The 23,082-nt window shown below is 36.1% G+C and carries 22 protein-coding genes and 1 riboswitch; of the genes, 4 read left to right on the top strand and 18 right to left on the bottom strand.

From position 1 onward, the window contains the following. Positions 1-146: 146 nt before the first annotated feature. The 9 genes from BC751_RS12355 to BC751_RS12395 all read right to left on the bottom strand — a co-directional run bounded on the left by BC751_RS12355 (position 147) and on the right by BC751_RS12395 (position 9,285). Positions 147-1,394 carry a serpin family protein gene (locus tag BC751_RS12355; protein WP_130275805.1) on the bottom strand — a complete coding sequence of 416 codons (1,248 nt, stop codon included), beginning with the start codon at positions 1,392-1,394 and terminating at the stop codon, positions 147-149. A 138-nt stretch (positions 1,395-1,532) separates the two neighbouring features. Beyond that, positions 1,533-2,702, bottom strand: coding sequence for a trans-sulfuration enzyme family protein (locus BC751_RS12360; protein ID WP_130275806.1), 1,170 nt, complete (start codon positions 2,700-2,702; stop codon positions 1,533-1,535). Positions 2,703-2,936: 234 nt separating this feature from the next. Then, positions 2,937-3,040: riboswitch (SAM riboswitch) on the bottom strand. A 182-nt stretch (positions 3,041-3,222) separates the two neighbouring features. Further along, a complete protein-coding gene (gene pth / locus BC751_RS12365; protein ID WP_130275807.1) occupies positions 3,223-3,783 on the bottom strand; it encodes an aminoacyl-tRNA hydrolase in 561 nt (186 codons plus the stop codon). A 90-nt stretch (positions 3,784-3,873) separates the two neighbouring features. After that, a complete protein-coding gene (locus BC751_RS12370) occupies positions 3,874-4,446 on the bottom strand; it encodes a 50S ribosomal protein L25/general stress protein Ctc (protein ID WP_130275808.1) in 573 nt (190 codons plus the stop codon). Between the two features lie 227 nt (positions 4,447-4,673). Beyond that, positions 4,674-6,104, bottom strand: a complete 1,431-nt coding sequence (moeB, locus tag BC751_RS12375; protein ID WP_130275809.1) for a molybdopterin-synthase adenylyltransferase MoeB — start codon at positions 6,102-6,104, stop codon at positions 4,674-4,676. Between the two features lie 4 nt (positions 6,105-6,108). Beyond that, positions 6,109-6,519 carry a M67 family metallopeptidase gene (locus tag BC751_RS12380; RefSeq protein ID WP_165389833.1) on the bottom strand — a complete coding sequence of 137 codons (411 nt, stop codon included), beginning with the start codon at positions 6,517-6,519 and terminating at the stop codon, positions 6,109-6,111. An 83-nt stretch (positions 6,520-6,602) separates the two neighbouring features. Continuing rightward, on the bottom strand, positions 6,603-8,030 hold the full coding sequence (locus BC751_RS12385) for a polysaccharide biosynthesis protein (protein ID WP_130275811.1): 1,428 nt from the start codon (positions 8,028-8,030) through the stop codon (positions 6,603-6,605). A gap of 128 nt (positions 8,031-8,158) precedes the next feature. Beyond that, positions 8,159-8,995, bottom strand: coding sequence for an IS3 family transposase (locus tag BC751_RS12390; protein ID WP_130275812.1), 837 nt, complete (start codon positions 8,993-8,995; stop codon positions 8,159-8,161). Next, positions 8,992-9,285, bottom strand: coding sequence for a transposase (locus tag BC751_RS12395; RefSeq protein WP_014770860.1), 294 nt, complete (start codon positions 9,283-9,285; stop codon positions 8,992-8,994). Before BC751_RS12395 ends, BC751_RS12390 begins: the two co-directional genes overlap by 4 nt. Positions 9,286-9,512: 227 nt before the next feature. Between BC751_RS12395 and BC751_RS12400 the strand changes: the two genes are divergently transcribed. Beyond that, positions 9,513-10,718 (top strand): IS4 family transposase, encoded by a 1,206-nt coding sequence (locus BC751_RS12400; RefSeq protein ID WP_130275813.1) that lies wholly within the window; start codon positions 9,513-9,515, stop codon positions 10,716-10,718. Positions 10,719-10,983: 265 nt separating this feature from the next. On the opposite strand, the gene rfbC (BC751_RS12405) is transcribed toward BC751_RS12400, so the two are convergent. The 7 genes from rfbC (BC751_RS12405) to rfbF all read right to left on the bottom strand — a co-directional run bounded on the left by rfbC (BC751_RS12405) (position 10,984) and on the right by rfbF (position 17,411). After that, the gene (gene rfbC / locus BC751_RS12405; protein ID WP_130275814.1) at positions 10,984-11,529 is read right to left on the bottom strand and encodes a dTDP-4-dehydrorhamnose 3,5-epimerase; all 546 of its coding nucleotides are present in this window, start codon (positions 11,527-11,529) and stop codon (positions 10,984-10,986) included. Continuing rightward, positions 11,526-12,578: an NAD-dependent epimerase/dehydratase family protein gene (locus tag BC751_RS12410; protein WP_130275815.1), complete on the bottom strand. Its 1,053-nt coding sequence runs from the start codon at positions 12,576-12,578 to the stop codon at positions 11,526-11,528. Before BC751_RS12410 ends, rfbC (BC751_RS12405) begins: the two co-directional genes overlap by 4 nt. Before the next feature lie 88 nt (positions 12,579-12,666). Continuing rightward, complete coding sequence (gene rfbC / locus BC751_RS12415; protein ID WP_130275816.1) at positions 12,667-13,200, bottom strand: dTDP-4-dehydrorhamnose 3,5-epimerase; 534 nt, start codon at positions 13,198-13,200, stop codon at positions 12,667-12,669. Continuing rightward, entirely contained in the window at positions 13,197-14,321 is a 1,125-nt protein-coding gene (rfbG, locus tag BC751_RS12420) for a CDP-glucose 4,6-dehydratase (RefSeq protein WP_130275817.1), read from the bottom strand. Before rfbG ends, rfbC (BC751_RS12415) begins: the two co-directional genes overlap by 4 nt. Positions 14,322-14,361: 40 nt before the next feature. Beyond that, positions 14,362-15,669 carry a protoporphyrinogen/coproporphyrinogen oxidase gene (locus BC751_RS12425; RefSeq protein ID WP_130275818.1) on the bottom strand — a complete coding sequence of 436 codons (1,308 nt, stop codon included), beginning with the start codon at positions 15,667-15,669 and terminating at the stop codon, positions 14,362-14,364. A 7-nt stretch (positions 15,670-15,676) separates the two neighbouring features. Next, positions 15,677-16,600, bottom strand: a complete 924-nt coding sequence (locus tag BC751_RS12430) for an NAD-dependent epimerase/dehydratase family protein (RefSeq protein WP_130275819.1) — start codon at positions 16,598-16,600, stop codon at positions 15,677-15,679. Positions 16,601-16,628: 28 nt separating this feature from the next. Continuing rightward, the gene (gene rfbF / locus BC751_RS12435) at positions 16,629-17,411 is read right to left on the bottom strand and encodes a glucose-1-phosphate cytidylyltransferase (RefSeq protein WP_130275820.1); all 783 of its coding nucleotides are present in this window, start codon (positions 17,409-17,411) and stop codon (positions 16,629-16,631) included. A gap of 589 nt (positions 17,412-18,000) precedes the next feature. On the opposite strand from rfbF, the gene BC751_RS12440 reads away from it, so the two are divergent. Further along, entirely contained in the window at positions 18,001-19,182 is a 1,182-nt protein-coding gene (locus tag BC751_RS12440) for an IS4 family transposase (protein ID WP_130275821.1), read from the top strand. Between the two features lie 135 nt (positions 19,183-19,317). Here BC751_RS12440 and BC751_RS12445 read toward each other — a convergent pair whose 3' ends face one another. Together BC751_RS12445 and BC751_RS12450 are read right to left on the bottom strand one after the other, a co-directional pair. Beyond that, positions 19,318-20,244: a ribose-phosphate pyrophosphokinase gene (locus BC751_RS12445; RefSeq protein ID WP_130275822.1), complete on the bottom strand. Its 927-nt coding sequence runs from the start codon at positions 20,242-20,244 to the stop codon at positions 19,318-19,320. A gap of 107 nt (positions 20,245-20,351) precedes the next feature. Continuing rightward, on the bottom strand, positions 20,352-21,065 hold the full coding sequence (locus BC751_RS12450; RefSeq protein WP_130275823.1) for a 2-phosphosulfolactate phosphatase: 714 nt from the start codon (positions 21,063-21,065) through the stop codon (positions 20,352-20,354). A gap of 228 nt (positions 21,066-21,293) precedes the next feature. Here BC751_RS12450 and BC751_RS12455 point away from each other — a divergent pair, with 228 nt between their 5' ends. Both BC751_RS12455 and BC751_RS12460 read left to right on the top strand, forming a co-directional pair. After that, entirely contained in the window at positions 21,294-22,022 is a 729-nt protein-coding gene (locus BC751_RS12455; RefSeq protein WP_130275824.1) for a glycosyltransferase family protein, read from the top strand. Between the two features lie 250 nt (positions 22,023-22,272). Continuing rightward, positions 22,273-23,076 (top strand): polysaccharide biosynthesis/export family protein, encoded by an 804-nt coding sequence (locus BC751_RS12460; RefSeq protein WP_130275825.1) that lies wholly within the window; start codon positions 22,273-22,275, stop codon positions 23,074-23,076. Positions 23,077-23,082 lie beyond the last annotated feature (6 nt).

Genomic DNA, 23,082 nt, shown 5'->3' on the forward strand with positions numbered 1-23,082 from the left:
CAATACGGGTTCAATTTCTTTTGGGGTAATTGCCCCGGGATCAACCCGGGGTTTATTGTTCAAGTTACAATGGGAACAAACATAGGAGGCATATTTTTGACTAATGTCTTTTTGAACCCATCTTTAAATCGAGAAGAGGATAATTTTTACAAAAGGGAAGGGTTTCCCAATTTGCCCATAAATAATATCGAGCCTGAGTTTTTCTCTTTGATTAGAAAATAAAAAGGTTTGTCCAATTTTATGATGCTTGGCCCTGAAGGCATGGATGTTACACTGATTTCTATTATAGTGGCTGCGGCTGCTTCAGTTCCTTTTTCATCCACTTCAATTAGCGCTTCATGAATGACTCTTGAGATCAGCATGGGAGGAAACGAGCCCTCAAAGATTTTGGTGAAATTGGCGGGATTTGGACTGAATGGTGTTACCAATCCCATGTTTTCTAATTTACTGTTTAAATTTTCCTCCTTATACCTCATTTTAAATTTAGGCATTTTTAGGATGACGTTTGATTCCCTTGAGTTTTCAGACCACAGCGCCAGATTTTCGGTGGTGATTTCTGGAAGGATGCTGCTTAAGGTTCCCGAATTGGCTTGGATAATAGCCATTTGGTATTGTCCCGTACTATAGGGGATTTCTAAATAATTCACCCTCCCATTTCCTCCGGTTTTTAGGGTAACTTTTTCTTTGGATTCCATCATATCCACCTGAACCGATCCGCCTTTTTCGGGAAAGAAGGGTTCTTTTTTGGTCTTTTGAGGGTCGAATTGGAACTTCCAATCTCCTTTGAAATAAATGGCATTCACAAGGTACATCACTGCTTCTCTTGGAATACTATTGAGCATATCCTTGATCAGATCATTGGTCTGGGATGCAATCCAATTGTTGATGACCTGATGGGCATTGGGATGTTCAAAGTTGAGCGCACTGATATTTGCATTGAAATAAGTTTCCATGGCTGTTTTAAATGGTGCCTGAACCCTTAATCCTTCTCTATACCAAATACCATTGGCAATATTGACTTTAACCTTTGGGTCTACATTTTTTAAATATTCTGTTAGGCTTTTTATAGCTGTATTGGCCTCTTCTTTTGTCAGCCCATGGAAGGCCAAAACATCTAGGTACTCCTGTAAAATATCACCTTCATTGCCGTTCATGGCCATAGAAAGTGCCTGATGGATGCTAAATGGCCCTGTGAAATGATTGTCCAAGTTTTCTTTCTCCATCTCCTGAAAAAAGCGGAGGGCAAAATCCACATTGCTTTGGACCATCTCAGCCTCATTACTGGTCAATTGTCTTAGGTTAGCTTCCACAGGTTCAATATCCGAATTTTGGACAGGATTGCAGGAAGCAGCTGCCAAAAAAATCGCGGTTAAGAGTAAGATGACATTTTTCATAGTGAATGGATTTTATACGCTTAAGACGAAAAGTTAGGTGGTTTTGCTACAAATAGACAAAGAAAAAATCAGAGGGCAGTTATTTTGCCCTCTTGTAAAACAATGATATCCTAGAACGGAGGATTTGTAAATTCGATGTTATCTGGACTTTTCTAAGGCCATCTCTATATCTTGAATTATATCATCTACGTGTTCCAAACCCACAGAGATCCTGATCAAGCCATCTGTGATTCCAACTTTTTGTCTTTCCTCATTACTAAGTTTACTGTGTGTGGTGGAGGCAGGATGCGTTACAATGCTCCTGCTATCTCCTAGATTTGGCGTGATAGAGATCATTTTTAGGCTATCAATAAACCTTTGTGCTCTAGAAAGTCCTCCTTTTAAAGTCAGTGTGATAATACCTCCTCCTGCTTTCATCTGTTTTTGGGCAAGTTCAAACTGTGGATGAGATGGAAGGAATGGATATTTGACAAAATCCAGATCCCTGTTGTCTTTAAAGTATGATGCTACTGCAAGGGCATTTGAGCAATGCCTGTCCATTCTTACCGCTAAGGTTTCCATGCTTTTCGAAAGGATCCAGGCATTGAAAGGAGACATGGATGGACCGGTATGCCTTGTGAAATAGGTGACTTCGTCTATGAGGTTTTGTTTGCCCAGAATCAATCCTCCCAATACCCTCCCCTGACCATCAATGTATTTGGTAGCAGAATGTGTAACGATATGGGCTCCCCATTTTGCCGGGTGTTGTAAATAAGGTGTTGCAAAACAATTGTCCACGACCAAAATCAGGTTATGGGCGGCTGCAAATTTTCCAGCCCATTCCAGATCAATGATTTCCAAACCTGGGTTGGATGGGGTTTCAATAAACAGCATTTTGGTGTTGGGTTGAAGTAGCTTTTCCCAATTTGCTATATCCGAGATATCTCCATAAGTGGAAGTGATTCCCCATTTTGGGAAGACTTTGGTAAGCAGTTGATGGGTGGAGCCGAACAAAGACCGTGATGCCAAAATATGGTCTCCATGTTGAAGCAAAGAGGCAATGCTTCCAAACATGGCCGCCATACCCGAGGCGGTGGCTATGCCATCATCTGTTCCTTCCGCTGCACAGACTTTTTGGATAAGTTCGGCTGTATTTGGATTGGAATATCTAGAATAAATGTTTCCTTCGATTTCGTCTGCGAACATTTGTCTGGCTTCCTCGGCACTTTCGAAAGTAAAGGATGAAGTCAGATAAATGGGGGAGGAGTGTTCTCTTTGGTTGGATTTGGTGCTGCTGAGTCTTATGGCTTTCGTTTCAAAATGATGCATATCGGATCTTGTTTTTAGAGAATAGGTGTTTGAGAGAATGGCAAAAGGGTATTGTGAAATGATTTGGTATTGTCATTTATCAGGCAAATTTCCTTAAAACTTAAAACTAATGCGGTGTTAAGGGAATGTATGTAAAGATAAAGCTTGGAGAATTTGGAGTAAAGGCGTTTGTTTTCCTGGTATTTGGTACTTGGTACTTGCCTCAAAAATATTTTCCTTGTCGTCATATAAACTAATTTATAGTTCCCTATTTGGGCAGGTTTTGGCACCTTTCCTGAGCTTGAGGATGGTTGCCAGAGGGTCTTAGAGCCTGTTCTCTCGCCTCTTCTTTATAAATCTCCGCCTGAATTGATTGCAAAGTAAAGTCAGTGGAAGTTCAAAAGCAAACTTCTCGAATTATTCACTCTTGTTTTTTCGTTTTCTTCTATCTTTTCCTGCCCCAATACATTACCCTTTTGCCAAAAAGACCCGATGTAAGGACGTACTTGGTACTTGGTACATTGTACTTGGTACAATAGTATTAATCATTAAATTGCGTCATTGTCATATTGATGCCGATGGTGCAGAAGCTTAAGCACATGTCAATGGCTTTATCCATAAAAATAGGAAGTTCGTCAATTTCCTTTTGGGTCCATCTACCCAGAACGTATTCCACCTGTTTGCCTTTAGGAAAATCATCACCTATTCCGAATCTTAGTCTTGGGTAATCCTGACCACCGCAGAGGGCTTCAATATTTTTGAGTCCATTATGCCCTGCAGAAGAGCCTTTAGCCCGCATCCTTAATTTTCCAAAAGGAAGGGCCACATCATCTACGATGACCATAATGTTTTCTTTGGGGATGTCCAGTTCCTTCATCCAATAATTGACAGCCTTGCCACTAAGGTTCATATAAGTAGTGGGTTTGATCAGGTAAATCTGTCTGCCCTTGTGTTTAAAATGGGCAGTAAAGGCCAAGCGGTCACTTTTCCATTCTGCGCCAAATTTTTCAGCCATCCGGTCAACTGTCAGGAAGCCCACGTTATGTCTTGTCAATTCGTATTCCGGGCCTATATTTCCAAGTCCCACGATGAGGTATTTCATGGAGAGTATGTTTTTTCAATGGTTGGCAAAAATAAAAAATCCTGCTTAAGGATTAAGCAGGATTTCGAATATTGGTAATTTGAATCTGAATTATTCAGCTTTTTTACCTCTAAGTGCTCTTGGAATCCCGATGGTAACCACGGAAACATTTGATGAGGTAAGGATTTCAAAACCTTCCACCTTCAATTCACCAACTTTGAAAGATTTACCCAATTCCAAACCGGAAATATCAACTTGAATTCTGTCAGGCAGGTTTGCAGCCAAACCTTTTACAGCTAGTTTTCTTGTTTTCATTTCCAGTTTACCACCTTTTTGAACACCTGGAGAGGTACCCACGATTTCAACTGGGATTTCAAATTTGATTGGTTTGTCTTCAGAGAAAGCCAAGAAGTCAGCATGCATCAACACCTCAGAAACCGGGTGGAACTGAGCATCTTTTAATACTGCCTTCATTTTTTGACCTTCTATGTTAAGGTCAACCATGTGCACATCCGGAGTGTAGATCAAATCCCTGAACAGGATAGCAGGAGAATAGAAGTGGATCTGCTCTTTGATAGCGGGACCATAAACCACACAAGGAACATTTCCTTCCTCACGGATCTGCTTAAGTTCTGCACTATCGAGATTTGCTCTTTTAAACCCTATAATCTCTAGTGATTTCATAATTGTTTTTGTTAAGATGTCTTGATTAAAATGGCCTAATGCCACTTTTTTTAGGTCTGCAAAGGTAGAGTTTTTTTTCGATTATGCATAATATTTCTGGAAATTCAGATCAAGAATGTGCTGTTGAAATAATTTTATTTTTGAACTATAATTTTGAAAAACTTTCTCCTTGTGAATTCAGGAAGGGTTATATTTAGTTAACCTAAAGGTGTTTTTAAGGTTAATAATCAGGTTTTTATCATTGTTTTTTCCAATTGTGAATATGCTAGAATTCCACCTTTTAAGTTGAAAAGATTTTCAAATTGAAACTTATCTTCCAACTCCCGGATTGCTTTAGCACTTCTTGCTCCAGATCTGCAATGAATAATTACTTTTTTGTTTCTAGAAATCAAATCTGCTTTATGGGTAATCTCTGAAAGGGGAATAAGCAAACCATTTAGATTTGATTCTTCAAATTCATGAATTTCTCTTACATCAATTAATTGAAAATCCATCCCTTTGCTTTTCATCTGAAGAAACTCTTCCACAGTCACTTCTTTCACTTTTCGTTCAACTGCAGGAATTCCACAGAATTGTTCATAATCCATCAGTTTATGTATTGATGGATTATCCCCGTTTAAAGGATTGTTTGATTTCCGGGTGATGGTAAAAGTTCTTGAATGAAAAGTTAATGCATCGAAAGTGTAAAGTTTCCCACTTAATGGCTCTCCAACTCCAGTAATTACTTTTATTACTTCAAGTGCTTGTAAGCTTCCAATGATTCCAGGTAACACGCCAAGAACACCGCCTTCTGCACAATTTGGGACCAGGCCAGGAGGAGGAGGGGTAGGGTATAGGTCCCTATAATTAGGACCTAGAACTCCATTTTTGTTTCTAAAGTTAAAAACAGAAACCTGACCTTCAAATTGAAAAATAGAAGCATAAACATTGGTTTTATCAAGTAGAACACAGGCATCATTCACCAAATAACGGGTCGGGAAATTGTCCGTTCCATCAGCCACCACATCATAATCTTTAATGATTTCCAGCGCATTCTGTGAAGTAAGTTGCTTGTTATAAATATTGATTTTGATATGCGGATTAATATGTTCTAATCTTTTTTTAGCGGCGATTACTTTTGGATTCCCTATTTGATCTATTCCAAAAAGGACTTGTCTTTGAAGATTACTGTCATCTACTACATCAAAATCCACTATTCCAATATTGCCTACGCCGGCAGCAGCTAAATACAAAAGCATCGGGCTTCCAAGTCCTCCTGAGCCAACCACCAAAACTTTTGATTTTTTTAATTTTTTTTGTGCTTCTAATCCAAATTCCGGGATAATAATATGTCTGTTATATCTGGATAGCTCTTCTTTTGAAAGCACAATGTCTTCCTCATCATCACTTCCACCTGCAATTGCAGGAACAATACTTACTTTGCTTTTTGAGTCTATTTTTGTTTCCTTGTCTTCTAAATTTCGGATATCGTCCTCATCAAGAAAAATGTTCAAAAAAGAAGGAATTTCACCTTCCCCTGTAAACAAATAGTTCTTTAAGGGTGGATATTCTAGAGTCAGTTTTTCTAAAAGTTCTTTAATATTTTCTGCTTCAATCTGAATGTTTGATTGATTGTTTGTGAACTTTCTTAAGGGAGTCGGAATAAAAACTGTAGCCATAGTATTAGTGGTTTGATAGTAATAATTCTTCTTGGATAAAAATCTGATCTTTATTAAGTACCCATGACTTAATATCAGAAAACATTTGATTTCTTAATGAAATAATTAAATAAGAAAATTCAGGAAAAGCGTTTTTCTGATCAATAAGTGATGGATTGGCAGAAGCTTCAATATGGGAATGATAAATTCCCAAAATCTTCAAATTTAATTCTATCGCTTGTTTTTCAGCTTCTAAGTAAGATTTTGAAGAAATTTCAAAACGATTTTTTTTATCTTCTTTTGTTATGTTTTGCGTAGGTATAAAACATTCAACTTTTTTTATTGTTGAATTATGAGTCCCTAAAAGAATTCCACAACTTTCTTCCTCGACTTTTTCAATTTGATTAAGGATAAGGCAAAGGCTTTTTCTTTTCAATATGATCATACTTTTTAAAAAATAATACAAGTTAAATACGTTACATTTAATCTTCCCTTGTTTGAAATTTTCAGGTTTTAAAATCAATTAGAAGTCTTAAGGGTAGTGCCAGCGAATTGACCTTCTATTAGGTTTTCAATTTTTTTGTAATAATCAGTACCCTTTAATGATTCGGTTAAAATTGGTACTAAATGTCCATAATCACTGATTTTTGTTTTTTCCGCTTCCAAGAATTGGGGTGAAATTCCCCACTTTAGGATATTAACTGTATCTTTTTTATCAACCTCCAAAAGTGATTCTTTGAAAAATTCTCTAATTGAATTGATTAAAACCAATTTAGCGGAATTCTTATCATGAGTTGATTGAATGCAATTAATTGTTTTTATTAACAAACGATATGAGATTGGACAAATGCTCGAAATAATTATATCACCAACTTCATTTATTTCTCTTTTTTGGTTTTCATACACATTAATTAAAAGATTAAGCTCGCAGGGATTATTCCAATCCAATTGCCCTCGGAAAAACTTCTCTTTATAACCACAAGGATTTCCACAAAAAACAACGGGAACCTCACGTTGGTATGATTTGATATAATATAAAGCGATTTCAAGACTTTCAACCGGCCATTCCAAGTTCCTGACAATCAGAAATTTGCTTCTTTTGGATTCTAAATGTAATAATGCGCTAAGCATTAAGTACGAAGCTTCTCTTAAATTTTGGGCTGTCACAAATTTACCGGGGGAATGGATTTTTAAAGCACTTCCTGATTTTGCAAATTCTTCTAACTCTTTATTCATTAAACTATTACAAAAAATATGAGTAAACCTAACCATTCCGTACTTTACCCTACCTACCCTGGCAAATGTGTCTAAAATGTGTTCACATATTTTTTTTGAAGCAGCATAAACTTCTTCTGTTATATATCTGCTCGCTTTTCCTGTAGATGAAAAAATAAATTTTTGGACGCTCAAAGTTTTTTCACAGATATTAACCAAATTCCATGTGCCCAAAATATTGGTTTGGATAGTTTCTTGAATATGTAGTTCCGCATAGCCGGGATCCCGAACCGCTGCGGTATGAAAAACAATTTCAGGTTGTAGCTCTTTAAAAATTTTCTCTAATTTTTTCTTGTTTCTAATATCACAGTTTACCTTAATTATTTTTTTTCTTTGAATATACTCTACTGAGTTTTTTTCAATTCTCTTATCAAGAAGTATGATTTCTTTTAAATCAAATAAGATAAGATCCTCAAATAATCTGTTACCAACAGCCCCGATTCCCCCTGTTATCAAACAGACTCTATTTTTTAGTTCCTGATTGATTTTATCCTTAGGTATTTCTAGCGTTCTATGTTTTGCAGGCTCAAAGGGATTGGTTTCTATTCTGCCTTGCTGGTCATAAATTTTTATCAATTCTTGGGTTAAATCTACCAGTTTACTGTAGGCCTTTGGTTCTTGATAAAAATTGGAAAGTTTCCAAATTTCATTGAATATATTTTGTACGGTCATATATAACACTCCCCATTTGTTGGACCAAAAGTATCAGTTGCTAAGTTAATTTATTTATTTGTTAATACTTCTTTAGTTGTCCTATTTCCCAAGGGTACCCTTGGGAAATAGGACAACTAACTTTTACTTTATGCTGCTTTTCGGGTTGGCCCATAATATCTTTCCCCAGGCTTCTCCCTAGTGGTATGATGAACCTTTTGGTTGTAATATTCAATATACCATTTGACACCTTTGAGCAGGTCATAACCGTCCTCGCTTGGGTTCAGATAGATGTAATCATACTTGATCGACTTCCAGAACCTTTCAATATATACATTGTCCAAAGCCCTTCCCTTTCCGTCCATTGATACTTTGATATCCAGCCCTTCAAGGTAATTGATCCATAAGGCCGATGTGTACTGGCTTCCCTGATCGGAATTGACTATCTCTGGCTTACCATATTCTCTGATGGCCTCTTCGATTACCTGCTTACACCATTTGGCGTCCTGACTGTTGGATATACCCCATGACAGTATCCTTCTGCTGTAAACATCCATGACTGCGGTCAGGAACATAAACCCCTTCTGCATCGGAATGTAGGTGATATCGGTTACCCACACTTGGTTGGGCCTTTCAATCTTTAAGTTCCTGAGAAGATAAGGCCTGATATATTCACGCAAACCGGATTTGGTAAGGTTCTTCCTCCTGTAAAGGGTTTCCCTGCCCATCAGCCTGAAAAGCCTCCTGATGCGCTTTGGGCCGACAACGAAGCCCAGTCCTGTCAACAGATAGACCATCGACACAACGCCTTCAGTAGGGTGATCAGTAAGATGCCTGTCCATGATTCCCATCAGTTTCAGATTGATCTCGTTTTCCCCTTTTGGTTTGTAATATAGACTGCTTCGGGGAACCTCCAATACTTCACACTGTTTCCTTATAGAAAGCCCCTTATAATCGGAACAAACCAATGTCGCCCGGTCTTTCATATCCCCAGTTTCTTGCAGCTTTTTTTTAAAAAGTCATTCTCTACTTTTAGCTCTCCGATCTGGGCATAGAGCTGCTCAAGGGCAGGACCTTCTTCCTTTTTCTTTGAATGATCCTTTTCAAATACAGCTGACATATTATCCAAAAACTCACCCTTCCACTTGGAGATAATCACAGGGCTAACATCGAACTTCTTGGACAATTCAGCCAATGTAAACTGATTCTTGATTGCTTCAAGGGCCACTTTTGCCTTGAACTCAGGAGAAAACTTTCGTCTTGTTTGCTTGTTCATAAGGTTAAATTTAAACGGTTTTTTTTAACTTAACCTCTGGTCTCAATTTTGGGGAGTATTATAATATTTAAAGAATTGCTGGTTGGGTATTGACTGAAGATTTTGAAGAAGAAATTTACATTTTTAGACACTAGTGTCCGAGAAACGATTTTAAAATAAGGGTAGATTCAATTGCTTAAACCTACCCTATTTTGTGTACTTTGTGTTTACGACAACATAAATTACACATGGGTAAAAATACACATTTCTTCGGACAGCCGATTTTTTCACAGCTACTTTCTTTTGTTGATAAGACCGTTTTGTCTCAGGTCAAGTCCAAACATCAATCAGACAGATACTACAAGAAGTTCGATACTTGGCAGCATTTAGTGACAATGCTTTTTTGTTCATTGAGTGGTGCAACATCGTTAAGGGAGCTTTCTACCGGCCTTTTGACCTGGCAGAACAAATTGATTCATATTGGAATGAAGACTTCTCCAAAACGGTCAACCATATCTGACGGCAACAGCAAAAGACCCAGCGCAGTGTTCAGAGATATTTACATGGGCCTTTTTGAAAAGCACCGCCATATTTTACCGGACAGCCGACTTAAAATGGAGGTTATCAAAAAGCTGTTTATTGTTGATTCCACCGTCATCAGCTTGTTTAAAGATATCCTCAGAGTCGCAGGTAGGCCAAGAAAAGACGGGAAGAGTAAAGGTGGCATCAAAGCCCATGTGATGATACATGCGGCAGAGCTGATGCCCTGTCTGGTCAGGTTTACAGAAGGGGTTCGACATGACCACACATTTCTAAAACACCTCAATGTGCCTGAAGGGTCTTACATTGTAATGGATAAGGGCTATACAGACTATCTGCAATATGCCCAATGGACTGACAGAGGAATCTTTTTTATTACAAGAATGAAGGACAATGCTGTTTATGAAAGTATAGATGAAATTGAGCTGCCGGACGATAAAGACCAGGAAATCATTAAAGATGAAACGATAACGCTGGAATACACGGCAAACGGTAATAAAGGGACTTTAAAACTTCGCAGGGTGGTACTCTGGGATGATGCTAAATCCAAGGTTATGGTGTTTTTGACCAACAGTTTCGACCAGGAAGCTGCTACAATAGCAGGAATCTATAAGTACAGATGGCAGATTGAACTTCTGTTTAAGAAACTGAAGCAAAACTTCCCGCTCAAATATTTTCTGGGAGATAACCAGAATGCAATTGAAATACAGATTTGGTGTTCACTTATCTGCCTTCTACTGATGGAAGTTGTCCGAAAGACTATTAAAAGAAACTGGGCATTCTCCAATATGGTGGCTTTGGTCAGATTCCACATGGTAAGCTATGTTCATCTGATCAACTTCCTCAATGATCCCGAAAAAGAGCTAAAAGAAAGCTTGAAAAATCAAGGTCAGACCTCTTTGTTTCCAACATAGGGGCTTACTTTTCATTCCAAACAGAAAAAGTGCTTAAATTTATTCAATTCAAACCATTTTCACTGTTGGCCGATTTTAGTCGGACACTAGTGATTTTTAGAATATTCTTAAGGTTTATGATTAAATATTGGGGTATTGTTAGTTTTCTAGGAATAGTGGGAATAATGCTCCTTATTTCTAATGTCTTTTTAAGTTTTTCGTTAATTGGCCAAGGGAAGTCCTTTTTGTATCAAACTTCAGAGAATAATTCAGGGATCAAAAAAGATCAAATATTGATTTCAAAACTCGAAAAGTCTGGAAATGCGCTATCTTTTTCTGAAATAATCTTAGGTTTCAAAGGCCATTTAATATTAATTGAATCATCATTCCACTTTATACCTGACTCCGCCTGAGGTGTGTAAAATTGGGATACAAAAAACATAACCTCCGTGTTTTCTTCCAGAGTAATAAATCCATGGGCAAAATCTGTTGGAACATAAAGCATTTTTTGATTTTCCCCACTTAATTCCACCCCATGCCATTTTTTGTAAGTTGGTGAAAATGGCCTTAGGTCTACTACAACGTCAAAAATTGCTCCTTTAGTACATTTGATCAATTTACATTCTTGAAAAGGGGGCTTTTGGAAATGTAGTCCTCTTAAGGTGCCCTTTTTTTTACTGAAAGAAACGTTAATTTGCTTTATATCAACATTTAGTCCATGCGCTTTTAATTCATTTTCGCACCATAATCTGCCAAAAAAACCTCTTTCGTCTTCAATCTTATTGACTTCGATTTCAAAAGCACCTTTTAGACTTGTTTCCCTAAAAATCATATCCAATTCCAGATTAAAGATTCATTCAATAATTTTTTTTCTTGAAGGCTTCTTAATACTCTTAGCCTGATTAGTTCTGAATTTCTAAAGTTTTTATCTGAAAAATTCAAACATTCTAAATTTTGATACAATGTTTTTACCGTTTCTTCAAGATTTTGAAGAGGTTGGTGATGAGGAGCAACTTTTTCATAAAGATCGAAACTAACTCGGAATGATCTTTTATCTGGAGAAGCGTCTTTGTTGATATTTACTTTTGTGTCTGGGATTACTTTTGCTACCATTTCAGCAAGATCTTTAATTTGATAGTTCCAGATTTTAGATCCTGTATTCACGGCTAAAAAATTTCCGCCATTTTCTTTTTGTCTATTAATTCCAAACTCTATAGCCCTGGCCATATCTTGAACATTAATTAAAGGCCTCCAAGGTGTTCCGTCACTTAAGATTGTAATTTCTTTGTTAATTAACGCACTGGCTACAAAATCATTGAGAACCAAATCAAGTCTTAACCTTTCTGAAAAACCACATGCGGTACCAAATCTAAAGCAAGTAACTGTAAAACTTTCCGATGCAAGTTTTTCTAATCCTATCTCTGCTTCAACTTTTGATCTGGCATAAGCAGTCAAGGGATTTAGTTTATCATTTTCTTTTTTTGGAGCATCATCAGCAGCTCCATAAATACTACAGCTGGATGCAAAAACAAATGATTTGACCCCTTCATTTTTTGCGGCCTCTGCCATTTTTATCGCTGAATGACAATTGACTTGCATTGTTATTTCTTCATATTGTTTTCCCATTGGGTCATTAGAAATAGCAGCAAGAAATATTACCGCATCAATATCTTTCAATAAAGAAGGTGGAAAATTCCTGACATCTCCAAAAATTTGATGTGATAGCTGAATATCTGGAAAGAACGCGGCATTTGTAAGGCAATTTGCAAAGTACCCGACATCATAACCTATCAATTCCGCATTTGGATATTTTTTTCTTAAGTGGCGGATTAGGACCGGTCCTATATACCCCATATTTCCAGTGATAAGAATTCGTGTCATTTTGGATGGGGATTATGATTCTATAAAAATTTAAATAAGGAAAATGTAAACTTAATTTTTATAAAAAGAATATTTACCTACAACCAAGTTAAGCAGGAATGAAGTTTGGTATGTTTTGATCTTTTTCTGAAACTACTGAAATTTCAATAGGCCATTTTATATTAAAAATTGGATCATCATATCGAATTCCTCCTTCAAACCCTGGGGAGTAAGGTGTGTTAACCATGTAGCTTACAGCTGTGAAGTCTTCCAAACTAAGATAACCATGTGCACATCCTGGGGGAACAAAAATCATCTCATTGTTTTTTTCTGAAAGTTCAGTTCCAAACCATTTTAGATAACTCGGTGACTTGGGACGGAGATCTACGATTACATCAAAAATGGAGCCGTGGGTGCACCTCAATAACTTAGCTTCCTCAAATGGTGATTTTTGGAAGTGAAGACCTCTAATGGTTCCTTTTTTTGTGCAAAAAGACATATTCACTTGTTCAACCTGGAAATCAATATTATGCTTTCCGAATTCTTCTTTGCAATAAATTCTTGAAAAAAAACCTCTGTGGTCTTCTATTTTATTAGGTTTAATCACAAAGGATCCTGAAATGAAACTTTCTTGTAAATTCATAGGGAAGTTATTGGATTAAGAGAAAGGTTTTTTGCAGCAATTTTTTGTTCATAATCTGCAATTTGCTTAAATGTAAATTCATTGATTTTGTGTGGTTCATTATAGAAGCGATAATACCAATCTCCGGTATATTCTATCAATTCTTGAATGTCCAATGTAGGAGTCCATTTCAAATGAAAAATAGCCTTATCACAATTTAGCTTTAGTAATCCCGCTTCCTGAAAGGAGTTCTGATTGGTGATGCTAAAAGAGTCTTCATGGTTTTCAAAATTCCATGTTTTACTTAGTCTTGAAATTAGTTCCAAAACAGTAATATTATTATCGGAAATTGGTCCAAAATTAAAGCTGTCACCATTATGTTTATTATCATTCCATAAAGCCATTGCTAATTGTAAATATCCACTTAGGGGTTCTAGCACATGCTGCCATGGTCTTGTGGCATATGGTCTTCTTAGTTCTACCTTTTTATGTTGGCTCCAGGACCTGATGCAATCCGGCACTATTCTGTCCTCAGCCCAGTCTCCTCCTCCTATTACATTTCCTGCCCTAACAGATGCAATTCTTATATTTGACATCCCTTTCAAATAAGAATGGAAGAAGGAATTATAAATTATTTCTGCTGCTGCTTTGGAGGAACTATAAATATCTTTACCTCCGAGCCTGTCAGTTTCTTTGTATCCCCAAACCCATTCTACATTTTCATAGCATTTATCGGATGTCACCACAATTACAACACACTTATTAGTGAGAGATCTAATCCCTTCCAATACACTGGCTGTTCCAATGGCATTTGTCATTAAAGTATCGATGGGATCCGAATAGGATAACGAAACTATAGGTTGTGCTGCAAGGTGAAAAATAAAGTCAGGCTTACTTTCTATTATAATCTCCTTTGTTTTTTTTGTGTCCCGTATATCCAAAATGTTATGTTCAATTTCGGATGCTAACTCCAAGGTATGAAAAAGTGATGGGTTTGTCGGGATGTCTTTCGAAGCGCCAATAATCTTAGCGCCTTTTTGCAGCAACCACTTTGTTAACCAAGAACCTTTAAATCCGGTATGGCCAGTTATTAAAACGGTTTTTCCTTGAAATACTTCGTTTAAATTTTCATTAAATGACATGGTAGGTGTAAAATTTAGTTTGAGAAAAAGGAATTAAAAATTACCTTAATTTATTAATGATTTCATTGGCGGCTTTTTCGCCGCTTAAAAAAGACTCGTCAGACCATGAGTAATCCCAATTGGCGAATCTTCCACCGCAATAAATATTATTTTCTTTCAAAAAGGCATGGATCAAATCTACATTTTCCTTTCGTTCATGGTCAAAAATTACCTGAGCAAAAGGAGAAAGCCAAGCTTTTTCAAAAATTACTTTGTCATTAGTGGTCAAAATGCCCATTTCAATAAGTTCACTTTTTACTATCTCAATAAAATCTTCAGGATTTTTATTAAGGGGTTTGTACTTATCAGAAAAATAGATTTCAACCTGTATAGAACCAGCATCTTCAGGTGCTGTTTTTGGTCCAAACATATGAGGGAAACTTATCCTAGTCGAGAATAAATTTTCATCATACACGTATCTCCAATGACTCTCACTTAAGTCTCTTCTATTAATGCCTAAGTTTACTAATACACATTTTGTAAAGGCAAGTTTTTTTCCAGCTTTTTTGATGTTTTCGGGAGCATCTTGAATAAGTTCAACAATTTTGCTCAACGGAAGTGAAGAGAAACAGTATTTGTAATTTTTTTGAAGCCCGTTGTTAAAAGTGAGGCATTTATTTTTTAAATCAATTTTTGTCAATTCATGATTAAGATTGATTTTAGCCACATCATGGATTCCTTTCATAAATGTTACAAATCCACCTTTGTTAGGATACCTAAACTCTTTTATGTAATGTACGTCCTGAGTTCTTGGAGATAACATCCCAAATATTACCTCAGAAAGTTGAGGCTTGTAAATCCTCGGTCCCAACCAATCTGTGGTTAAATTTTTTGCTTCCGTTGTGTGGAACTTCCTGGTGTATTTCATTGGGAAATTTTCTGAAAATGTTTTCCCAAAAGAAGCATACAACCAATCCTGATAATTTTCTATATGTGGATTGTCATTGTAATTGGCTTCGATCATTTCCAACAAAATCTGGGTATTTAGGTCTGGAGGAAGTTCACTTAAATTAATCTGAGCAGGGTGTTTTATCCATTTACCATTCCAGTAATTGACCGGATTTGCACTGAATTCATGAAAATCATTATCCGCGTTATCTGCAAAAATTTGTTTGACTTGATCATTTTTTGAAAATGAAATATGAGGTCCATCATCAAAGATCCATTTATTTTCAAAAGTGAAGGAGGCACAGTGACCACCTATGTAATTGTTTTTTTCAAAAACAAAGGTATTAATATCGGCTTTTTTAAATTCATTTGCAGCCCCATAACCAGCCATACCTGCTCCCAAAACAATAATGTCTTCCATATTAATATTAAGTTAATTGAATGTTTTCTTTAAATGAAAGTTCTTTTTTCCACCACTCTACAGTTTGCTCCAGTCCTTCTCTTAAATCAATTCTTTCTTCCAATGGTATTAGCTTTTCAATATTGGAAGAATCTCCAAACAAAACTTTGTTGCTTACTGTCTCTGGACTTTCAATTTTCAATAAATCCGGTCTGCCGATTATTTCGGCAACCATTTTTCCTAGATGTTCTAATTTAATAGGTATACCTGAACAAATATTTATAGGGCCTTGCACATCATTGAAAATAATTTTTGAAAGGTATTTGGCAGCACTTTTCGCATACAAATAGTCTCTGAAAATCATACCGTTTTTTATGGTCGCCTCCTGTCCTTTAAGTAAAGAAACAATAATATGGGGAATAAGTCTATCTGGATTTTCATGAGCTCCAAATAAAAAAAACAACCTGGGCCAAACAAATTCAAGACCAAAATGTCTGCAGTAGGCTTCCATGTATTCTCTTAAGCTGTTTTTACATGAACTGTACAAAGATTTACTTCTGGTAGGAGTAATATTTTCTTTACAATAGCCCGTATCCCAGTTGTACTCAAAACATGATCCGACTGAAATCACCCTCTTACCCCCAAAATTCCTGAATCCTTCTAAAAGATTTATACTTGCTTTTAGCCAATCAAAATTTTCAGGCATATTGACATTGCTTGGAGAAATTGACCACGCTAAGTGAATTAAATGCGTAGCTTGAATTTTCTCTAAATGGTGATTTATACTGTTATGATCCAATACATCACATTCTATATTTTGAATATTTGAAGCTGCTGGATTCGACTGCTTTCTTCTGTTCATTAGGAAAAACTCTGCGTCCATTTCTGATAGAATTGGAAGTAAGTTTTTTCCTATAAAACCGGTCCCACCTGTTACAATAACTTTTCTCATTAGGAATAAAATAGAGTTTGAAGAATTCTCACCAGATTTTCCATGGTGCGTTTCCACTTGACCAAATTTCCTCTAAATAATTTTTATCTCGTAATGTGTCCATTGGTTGCCAGAATCCATTATGCTTGTATGCTGATAGTTTTCCTTCATGCGCAATTTTTTCTAATGGCTCTTTTTCCCAACTTGTCTCATCTCCAGCAATATAATCTAAAGCTTTTGGCTCTACTATAAAAAAACCTCCATTTATCCAAGCGTCTTCATTTCCATTTCCCTGAGGTTTTTCTCTAAAGGTTTTTACCAATGTTTCTTTTTGGCCTAGTGAGAACACGCCAAACCTCCCTGGTTGTTTAACAGCTGTCATTGTAACCAGAGGTTTTTCTCTATTATGAAATTCAATACTCTCTTTTATATTGACATTCCCTACACCATCTCCATATGTTAGGCAAAAAGGACCATTATTTACATATTCTTTAATTCTTTTTATTCTTCCCCCGGTCATGACATTTTCTCCAGTATCAATCAGGGTAACTTTCCATGGTTCTCCATTTTGTTTGTGGATTTCCATTTTGTTTTGTTGGAGGTCAATTGTGAAGTCCGAGTTGTGTAAAAAATAATTAGCGAAATATTCCTTGATCATGTACCCTTTATAGCCACAACAGATTATAAATTCATTTATTCCAAATGCTGAATAGATTTTTAAGACATGCCATAAAATTGGCTTTCCTCCAATTTCCACCATTGGCTTTGGTCTGATACCACTTTCTTCACTTATCCGGGTACCATACCCGCCTGCTAAAATTACAGCTTTCATATTTTTAAATTTAAGGTTATAGGTTAGTAAAAATAAATTGAATTTAATAAGATACAGCTTCGCCTCTTCAGTCACAATATTTGACATCCCAGGGAATACTGATTATTCATCCACTAATTTGTTTGATCAAATTATTGGATGACCTCTCATTTCGATTACAATAATAGGTACAATATTTTTAAATGCAAATAATTGTATTTAAAATACTTTTATTTTTATTCAAATTTTTTAAAAGTTGATCTGTTTACCTTACAATAAAATGATTATTGATCCCCTGTTCTCAAAAAATCTCTTTCGGTAGAATATTTTATAAGGTTTTGGTTCAATCCTTAAGATGGAATAATGAGGATTTTAGTAGCAACTAAAAATCATAGAAGAATTCTTTAGTAAGTTTATAAGTGCCCGCATAAAAATGTCAACTGATTTTAAAAGCCGATATTAATAAAGCTGATTTATGTCGGTTTTGCTTAGGAGTTGATTCTATTTATTAAAAAAAAAAGGTCAATACCGTCCTAAATAAAATATGAGAGGTCTGGTTTTTTGCCCAAAATAGCTATTTTGGGTTTGCACCAAAAAACATAAACCTCCCATGAGTAATATTACATTGTTTTCTCAGATTATTAAAAAAATCGAGCGTTCAATTTTCAAGAAACTGGTTGAAGAGAAGCAAACGGACAAGGGCTGCAAAGGCTTTGACAGCTGGACGCATTTGGTTTCTATGCTTTTTTGCCATTTTGCCAAAAGTACTTCTGTAAGGGATATTTCAAACGGCCTGCGTTCGGCCACGGGGAACCTCAACCATCTGGGGATTGCCAAGGCACCATCCAAGTCCAGTATCAGTTATCAGAACAAGCGCAGGGACTCTGACCTGTTCAAGGAGCTGTATTACGGGCTTCTGAAGCATTTAGGACAGCAGGCGTCCCTGAGCAGGGTAAAACTACGGATCAAGGCTCCCGTCTATCTGCTCGACTCCACGGTGGTAAGTCTTTGCCTTTCGATGTTTGACTGGGCAACCTTCAGGACCAAAAAGGGTGCTGTAAAGATGCATACGCTTCTGGACTATGACGGAAAACTCCCTGTTTATGTGAATATTACAGAAGGAAGTATGGCAGACAATAAAGGCACTTATGATATTCCTTTGGAGAAAGGATCCGTTATAGTGGCGGACCGCTATTACAATGACTTTCCGATGCTCAACATTTGGGACAGCAAGGGGGGCTTTTTCGTCATAAGGCACAAGGATAACCTTAAGTTCAGCACAATCAATGAACGTCGACTCCCTGAAAATACTGCACAGGAAGTACTGATAGACGAAGAAATTGAACTGGTAAACCCGCAGTCAAAAGTGAAGTACCCCGGAAAACTCAGAAGAGTGGCTGTATGGGACGAAAAAAACCGACAGACCGTCGAACTGATTACCAATAACTTCAAATGGTCAGCAAAGACAATCGGTGATCTTTACCGGTGCCGATGGGAGATTGAGATCTTCTTCAGGGACATCAAGCAGTTACTCCATATCAAAACCTTTATCGGAACATCGAAAAATGCCGTGATGATCCAGATATGGACCGCGCTGATCACCATTCTGCTCCTAAAAGTGATGAAGGCAACCGCTAAATTCGGATGGCATCTGTCCAATCTGGTTGCATTTATCAGACTGAACATATTCGTTAAAATAGAGCTGCAAAAGTGGCTGGATAAACCCTTTGAATACCATGAAAAACCTCCTCAAAAAAGCCAACAGGGGGTTCTATTTCCAGATTACAGATAAAATCACAATAGAAATTGCAGAAACACAGCTAAACGTCTGTCTTGTAAATTATTTAGGACAGCATTGAAAAAAGGTCGTTTTAATTAAGAACGACCTCTTGGATAGAAAGAAATTAATTTTTAACCTTAGGAATCCTTAAATAAATAAGGAACTAATAGAAGTATTGCCTGTAACGGCATGGATTGCTTTTGCAAATAACTCAGCTACTGACAAAACTCTAATTTTTGAAGAAGTATGTTTAAGAGGAATTGTATCTGTGATGACCAATTCTTTTAAAATAGAATTTTCAATGTTTTCGTAGGCTTTTCCAGATAAAACGCCATGAGTAGCGATTGCTCTAACGGATATGGCACCTTTGTCCATTATTATTTGTGCTGCTTTACAAAGCGTCCCGGCAGTATCCACCAAGTCGTCTACTAAGATTACATCTTTTCCCTCTACCTCACCAATGACCTGCATAGAGGCTACTTCATTGGCTCTTTTTCTATGTTTGTCACAAACTACCATTTCCACTTCAAAATGTTTTGCATATGATCTTGCCCTGGCCACACCACCTACATCAGGGGCAGCAAATATCATGTTTTCATTATGGAGCCTTTCCAAATATGGTACAAAAATTGCAGATCCATTTAAGTGATCTAATGGGATATCAAAAAAGCCCTGGATTTGTCCTGCATGTAGATCGCAGGTCATAATCCTGTCTGCTCCTGCAGAGGTTAACATGTTAGCAATGAGCTTTGATGCAATAGAAACTCTCGGACGATCTTTTCTGTCTTGTCTTGCATATCCATAGTAAGGGATTACTGCGCAAACTTTATATGCACTTGCTCTTTTTGCCGCATCAATCATCAGACATAGCTCCAATAGATTATCTGCGGTGGGCATGGTAGACTGTATGAGAAAGACTGTGCATCCTCTTACAGACTCATTGAAGCTTGGAGACATTTCCCCGTCACTGAACTTGGATATGGTGAGGTCTCCAAGTTTTTTTCCGTAATTTTTCGCGATTTTTTCTGCTAGTGCCTGGCTTTGGGTGCCCGAGAAGAGTTTTACCTCTGTCATGGTGAATTTGCTTTGGGATGAGATATTAATTTGTCAACAAAGATATAAAATTTGAACATATAGGAACCCTGCAATCAGTAGAATGCCAATTAAATTGTGCTATTCAATTAAGATTGTTGGGCAATTATCTCCCCATCTTTGACTAAACCAATTACATCAAAAATGTCATATGATAAACAAAAGTCAATATCTGCTTCTATATTCTGATTTTGAAGCCTTTTGGTGTGGGAAGCATTAGCTAAAAATGCTTTAATATTATTTTGATTGAACTGATAGAGGCTTTTCATGGCTAATGTACCATCACAGTCCGTCGTATAGTCTTTTGAAAGAAAATAAGCTATTGCTCCAGCATATAATGAATCTTCCAGATTGAATTTTCCTTTCCAACCTGCACATAAGATTACCAAATCTTCTTCTTGGTTTTTTAAATATTCAATAGTGGCATTTAAATTTATAAAAGCACCAATGAGCACTTTATTGGCGATTGCTTTTACAGCATCAATTGCTAAGGTTCCATTGGTCGTTGTCATAGCGATTTTTCTGTTTGAAAAAGTGTGGTTCAGATAACTCAAAGGAGAGTTTCCTAGATCAAAACTTTCAACTTTTTTGCCATCTCTTTCTCCAGCAATAATGAATCCTTCATGTTTCATAGCCTCGCATTCTTCAAGACTTCTAAAAGGTCTAATGGAAATCACACCATTCGCCAAAGCTGATATCATACTAGTTGTGGCCCTGAATATGTCAACAATTAATACATTCTTTCCTTGTAAATTATACAAGTGTAATAGTTCAGGGCTTAGGCAGGTTTCAATTCTTTTCATTTTGTTTTTTGTCTGGCTCAAATATAAGAGGATTTTAAAATTTAAATTTTTCAAATCTCTTGAAATAAATTATGAATTATTTAAAATGTATTTCAGATACAAGAATTTGTTTTTAAAATTTATATTGTTAATATTACAGAAAATTATACCTTCTTATAAAATCAATTAAGTTGATCAGAGGAAGGTTATTAAAAAGAATGTCTCATTAGCGGCTTAAATTTTATCGTTATGAAAGCAAGTTGTGTTTTAATCCCATATCAATTCTCCACAGCAGGGTTGGGTATTATGAATCAGGGTTCCGGTAACCTGGTTCAAAATAAATCTGATTGGGAATTGTCCCTGGAACAAGCTATTAAGCGTAATAAAAAGATTGTTGATAAAATGATCATCATTAATCGATTGATGAATTTCAAACAGGTTAATAGTATTCTTAAAAAATTTGGATTTTTAAATTTCAAACAAATTATAAGGAGCTGTCCTGATGATGTTGTAGCAGATATTGCTTTTGCTGCGTTTGAAGCAGATACTGAGGAAGTTTTGATTGTAAGCGAAGCATCTGATTCAATTTTGAATGATGAAGAATATTCAATAGTCATAAAAGAGGCTAAAGACTTGGCGGCTTTTGGAAATATTGTGAGAGTTGATTTCCAATCTGTCTCTTTTACAGAAAAAGGCTCAAAGCAAATTTTGGACACCGATCAAACCATTTATTGTTTCAAGGCAGCAGTTTATTTGGATGAACTTCTTCGATATGATCCAGCGGTTTACCAAACTGTAAAAAGAGCACATTTTAAGAAAAGTAATTCTTTCGTAAATGAGCTGTTAGATGAAATGATTCCAAGGCATTCCTTTGATGAGGCTATTATAAATAAATCTAATTTGGTAAAAATTTTAAAATACAAAATAAAATTGAAAAATAAAACCAGTCTGAACCAAAATGTATTTGTAAAAAATTAGAATTCATTTTATTTTGGCTAAATTTACAGTAAATTTTGTTAAAAAAATCTTTAATTCTAACCTGGAAAAGATGAGTTAAAATTTAGGTTTTTGGGGCGGTGAGTTTGAGGCACTTCAACTGATATAAACTTTTGAATATATAAATATGCATTTTGAATATATAAAAAAGTTTTACGCGAATTCTTTAAATTTTAATTTTTTTTTATGAAGTTTGGACCGGGTATTAATTTGAAAAAAATAGTTTATTAATATGGATAAGTTTACGTTATTCAATTCAAAGTGGCAGTTAAGTCTATACGTAGTTTTAGTTCTTTACCTCTCTTCCTGTTCTGTAAGAAATCTAACATATTTTAGTGATTTGGACTATGACAAGATTTACACCACCGAGATTACAAATGAAAATAGGGTCACAATTCAGAAAGGAGATTTGCTTAGGATAACCTTAAGCTCACTTCAGCCGGAATTGAATGCGATGTTCAATGATCCACTTGATGTAATGGATTACAATAGAACAATAATCAATAATATTAATGCAGAGGGTTTTATCGTTGATGAGATGGGTCAGATTAATATTCCTACAGTAGGGAATGTTAAAGTTGGAGGTTTAACGAAAACTGAAGCAAAAATAATTATTGAGCAAAAAATCGGAGAATATATCAAAGATCCGGTTGTATCAATACGTTTTTCAAATTTCAAAATTACCGTAATTGGGGAAGTAAATAATCCATCCACATTTTTTGTTCCAAATGAAGAGATCAATATCCTTGAGGCATTAGGTTTGGCAGGAGACATGACGGAATTTGGACTAAGAGAAAGTGTCCTTTTGATTAGAGAAAAAGATGGTAAAAGGACTGTGTCCAAAATTAATTTTAATTCAAGCGATCTTTTGGATTCTCCTCTATTCTATCTCAAGCAGAATGATATTATTTATGTTCAACCACATAAATTGAAAGCAGTTAAGGCAAGTACCAATGAAAGAAATATGATTTTGGTCGGTCTTGCCGTTTCTATTATAATCCCTATTTTATTTAACTGGCAGAATATATTTCAGTAACAGTAA

Origin of the sequence: Cecembia calidifontis (assembly GCF_004216715.1) — a bacterium.
GTDB classification, from domain to species: Bacteria; Bacteroidota; Bacteroidia; order Cytophagales; family Cyclobacteriaceae; genus Cecembia_A; species Cecembia_A calidifontis.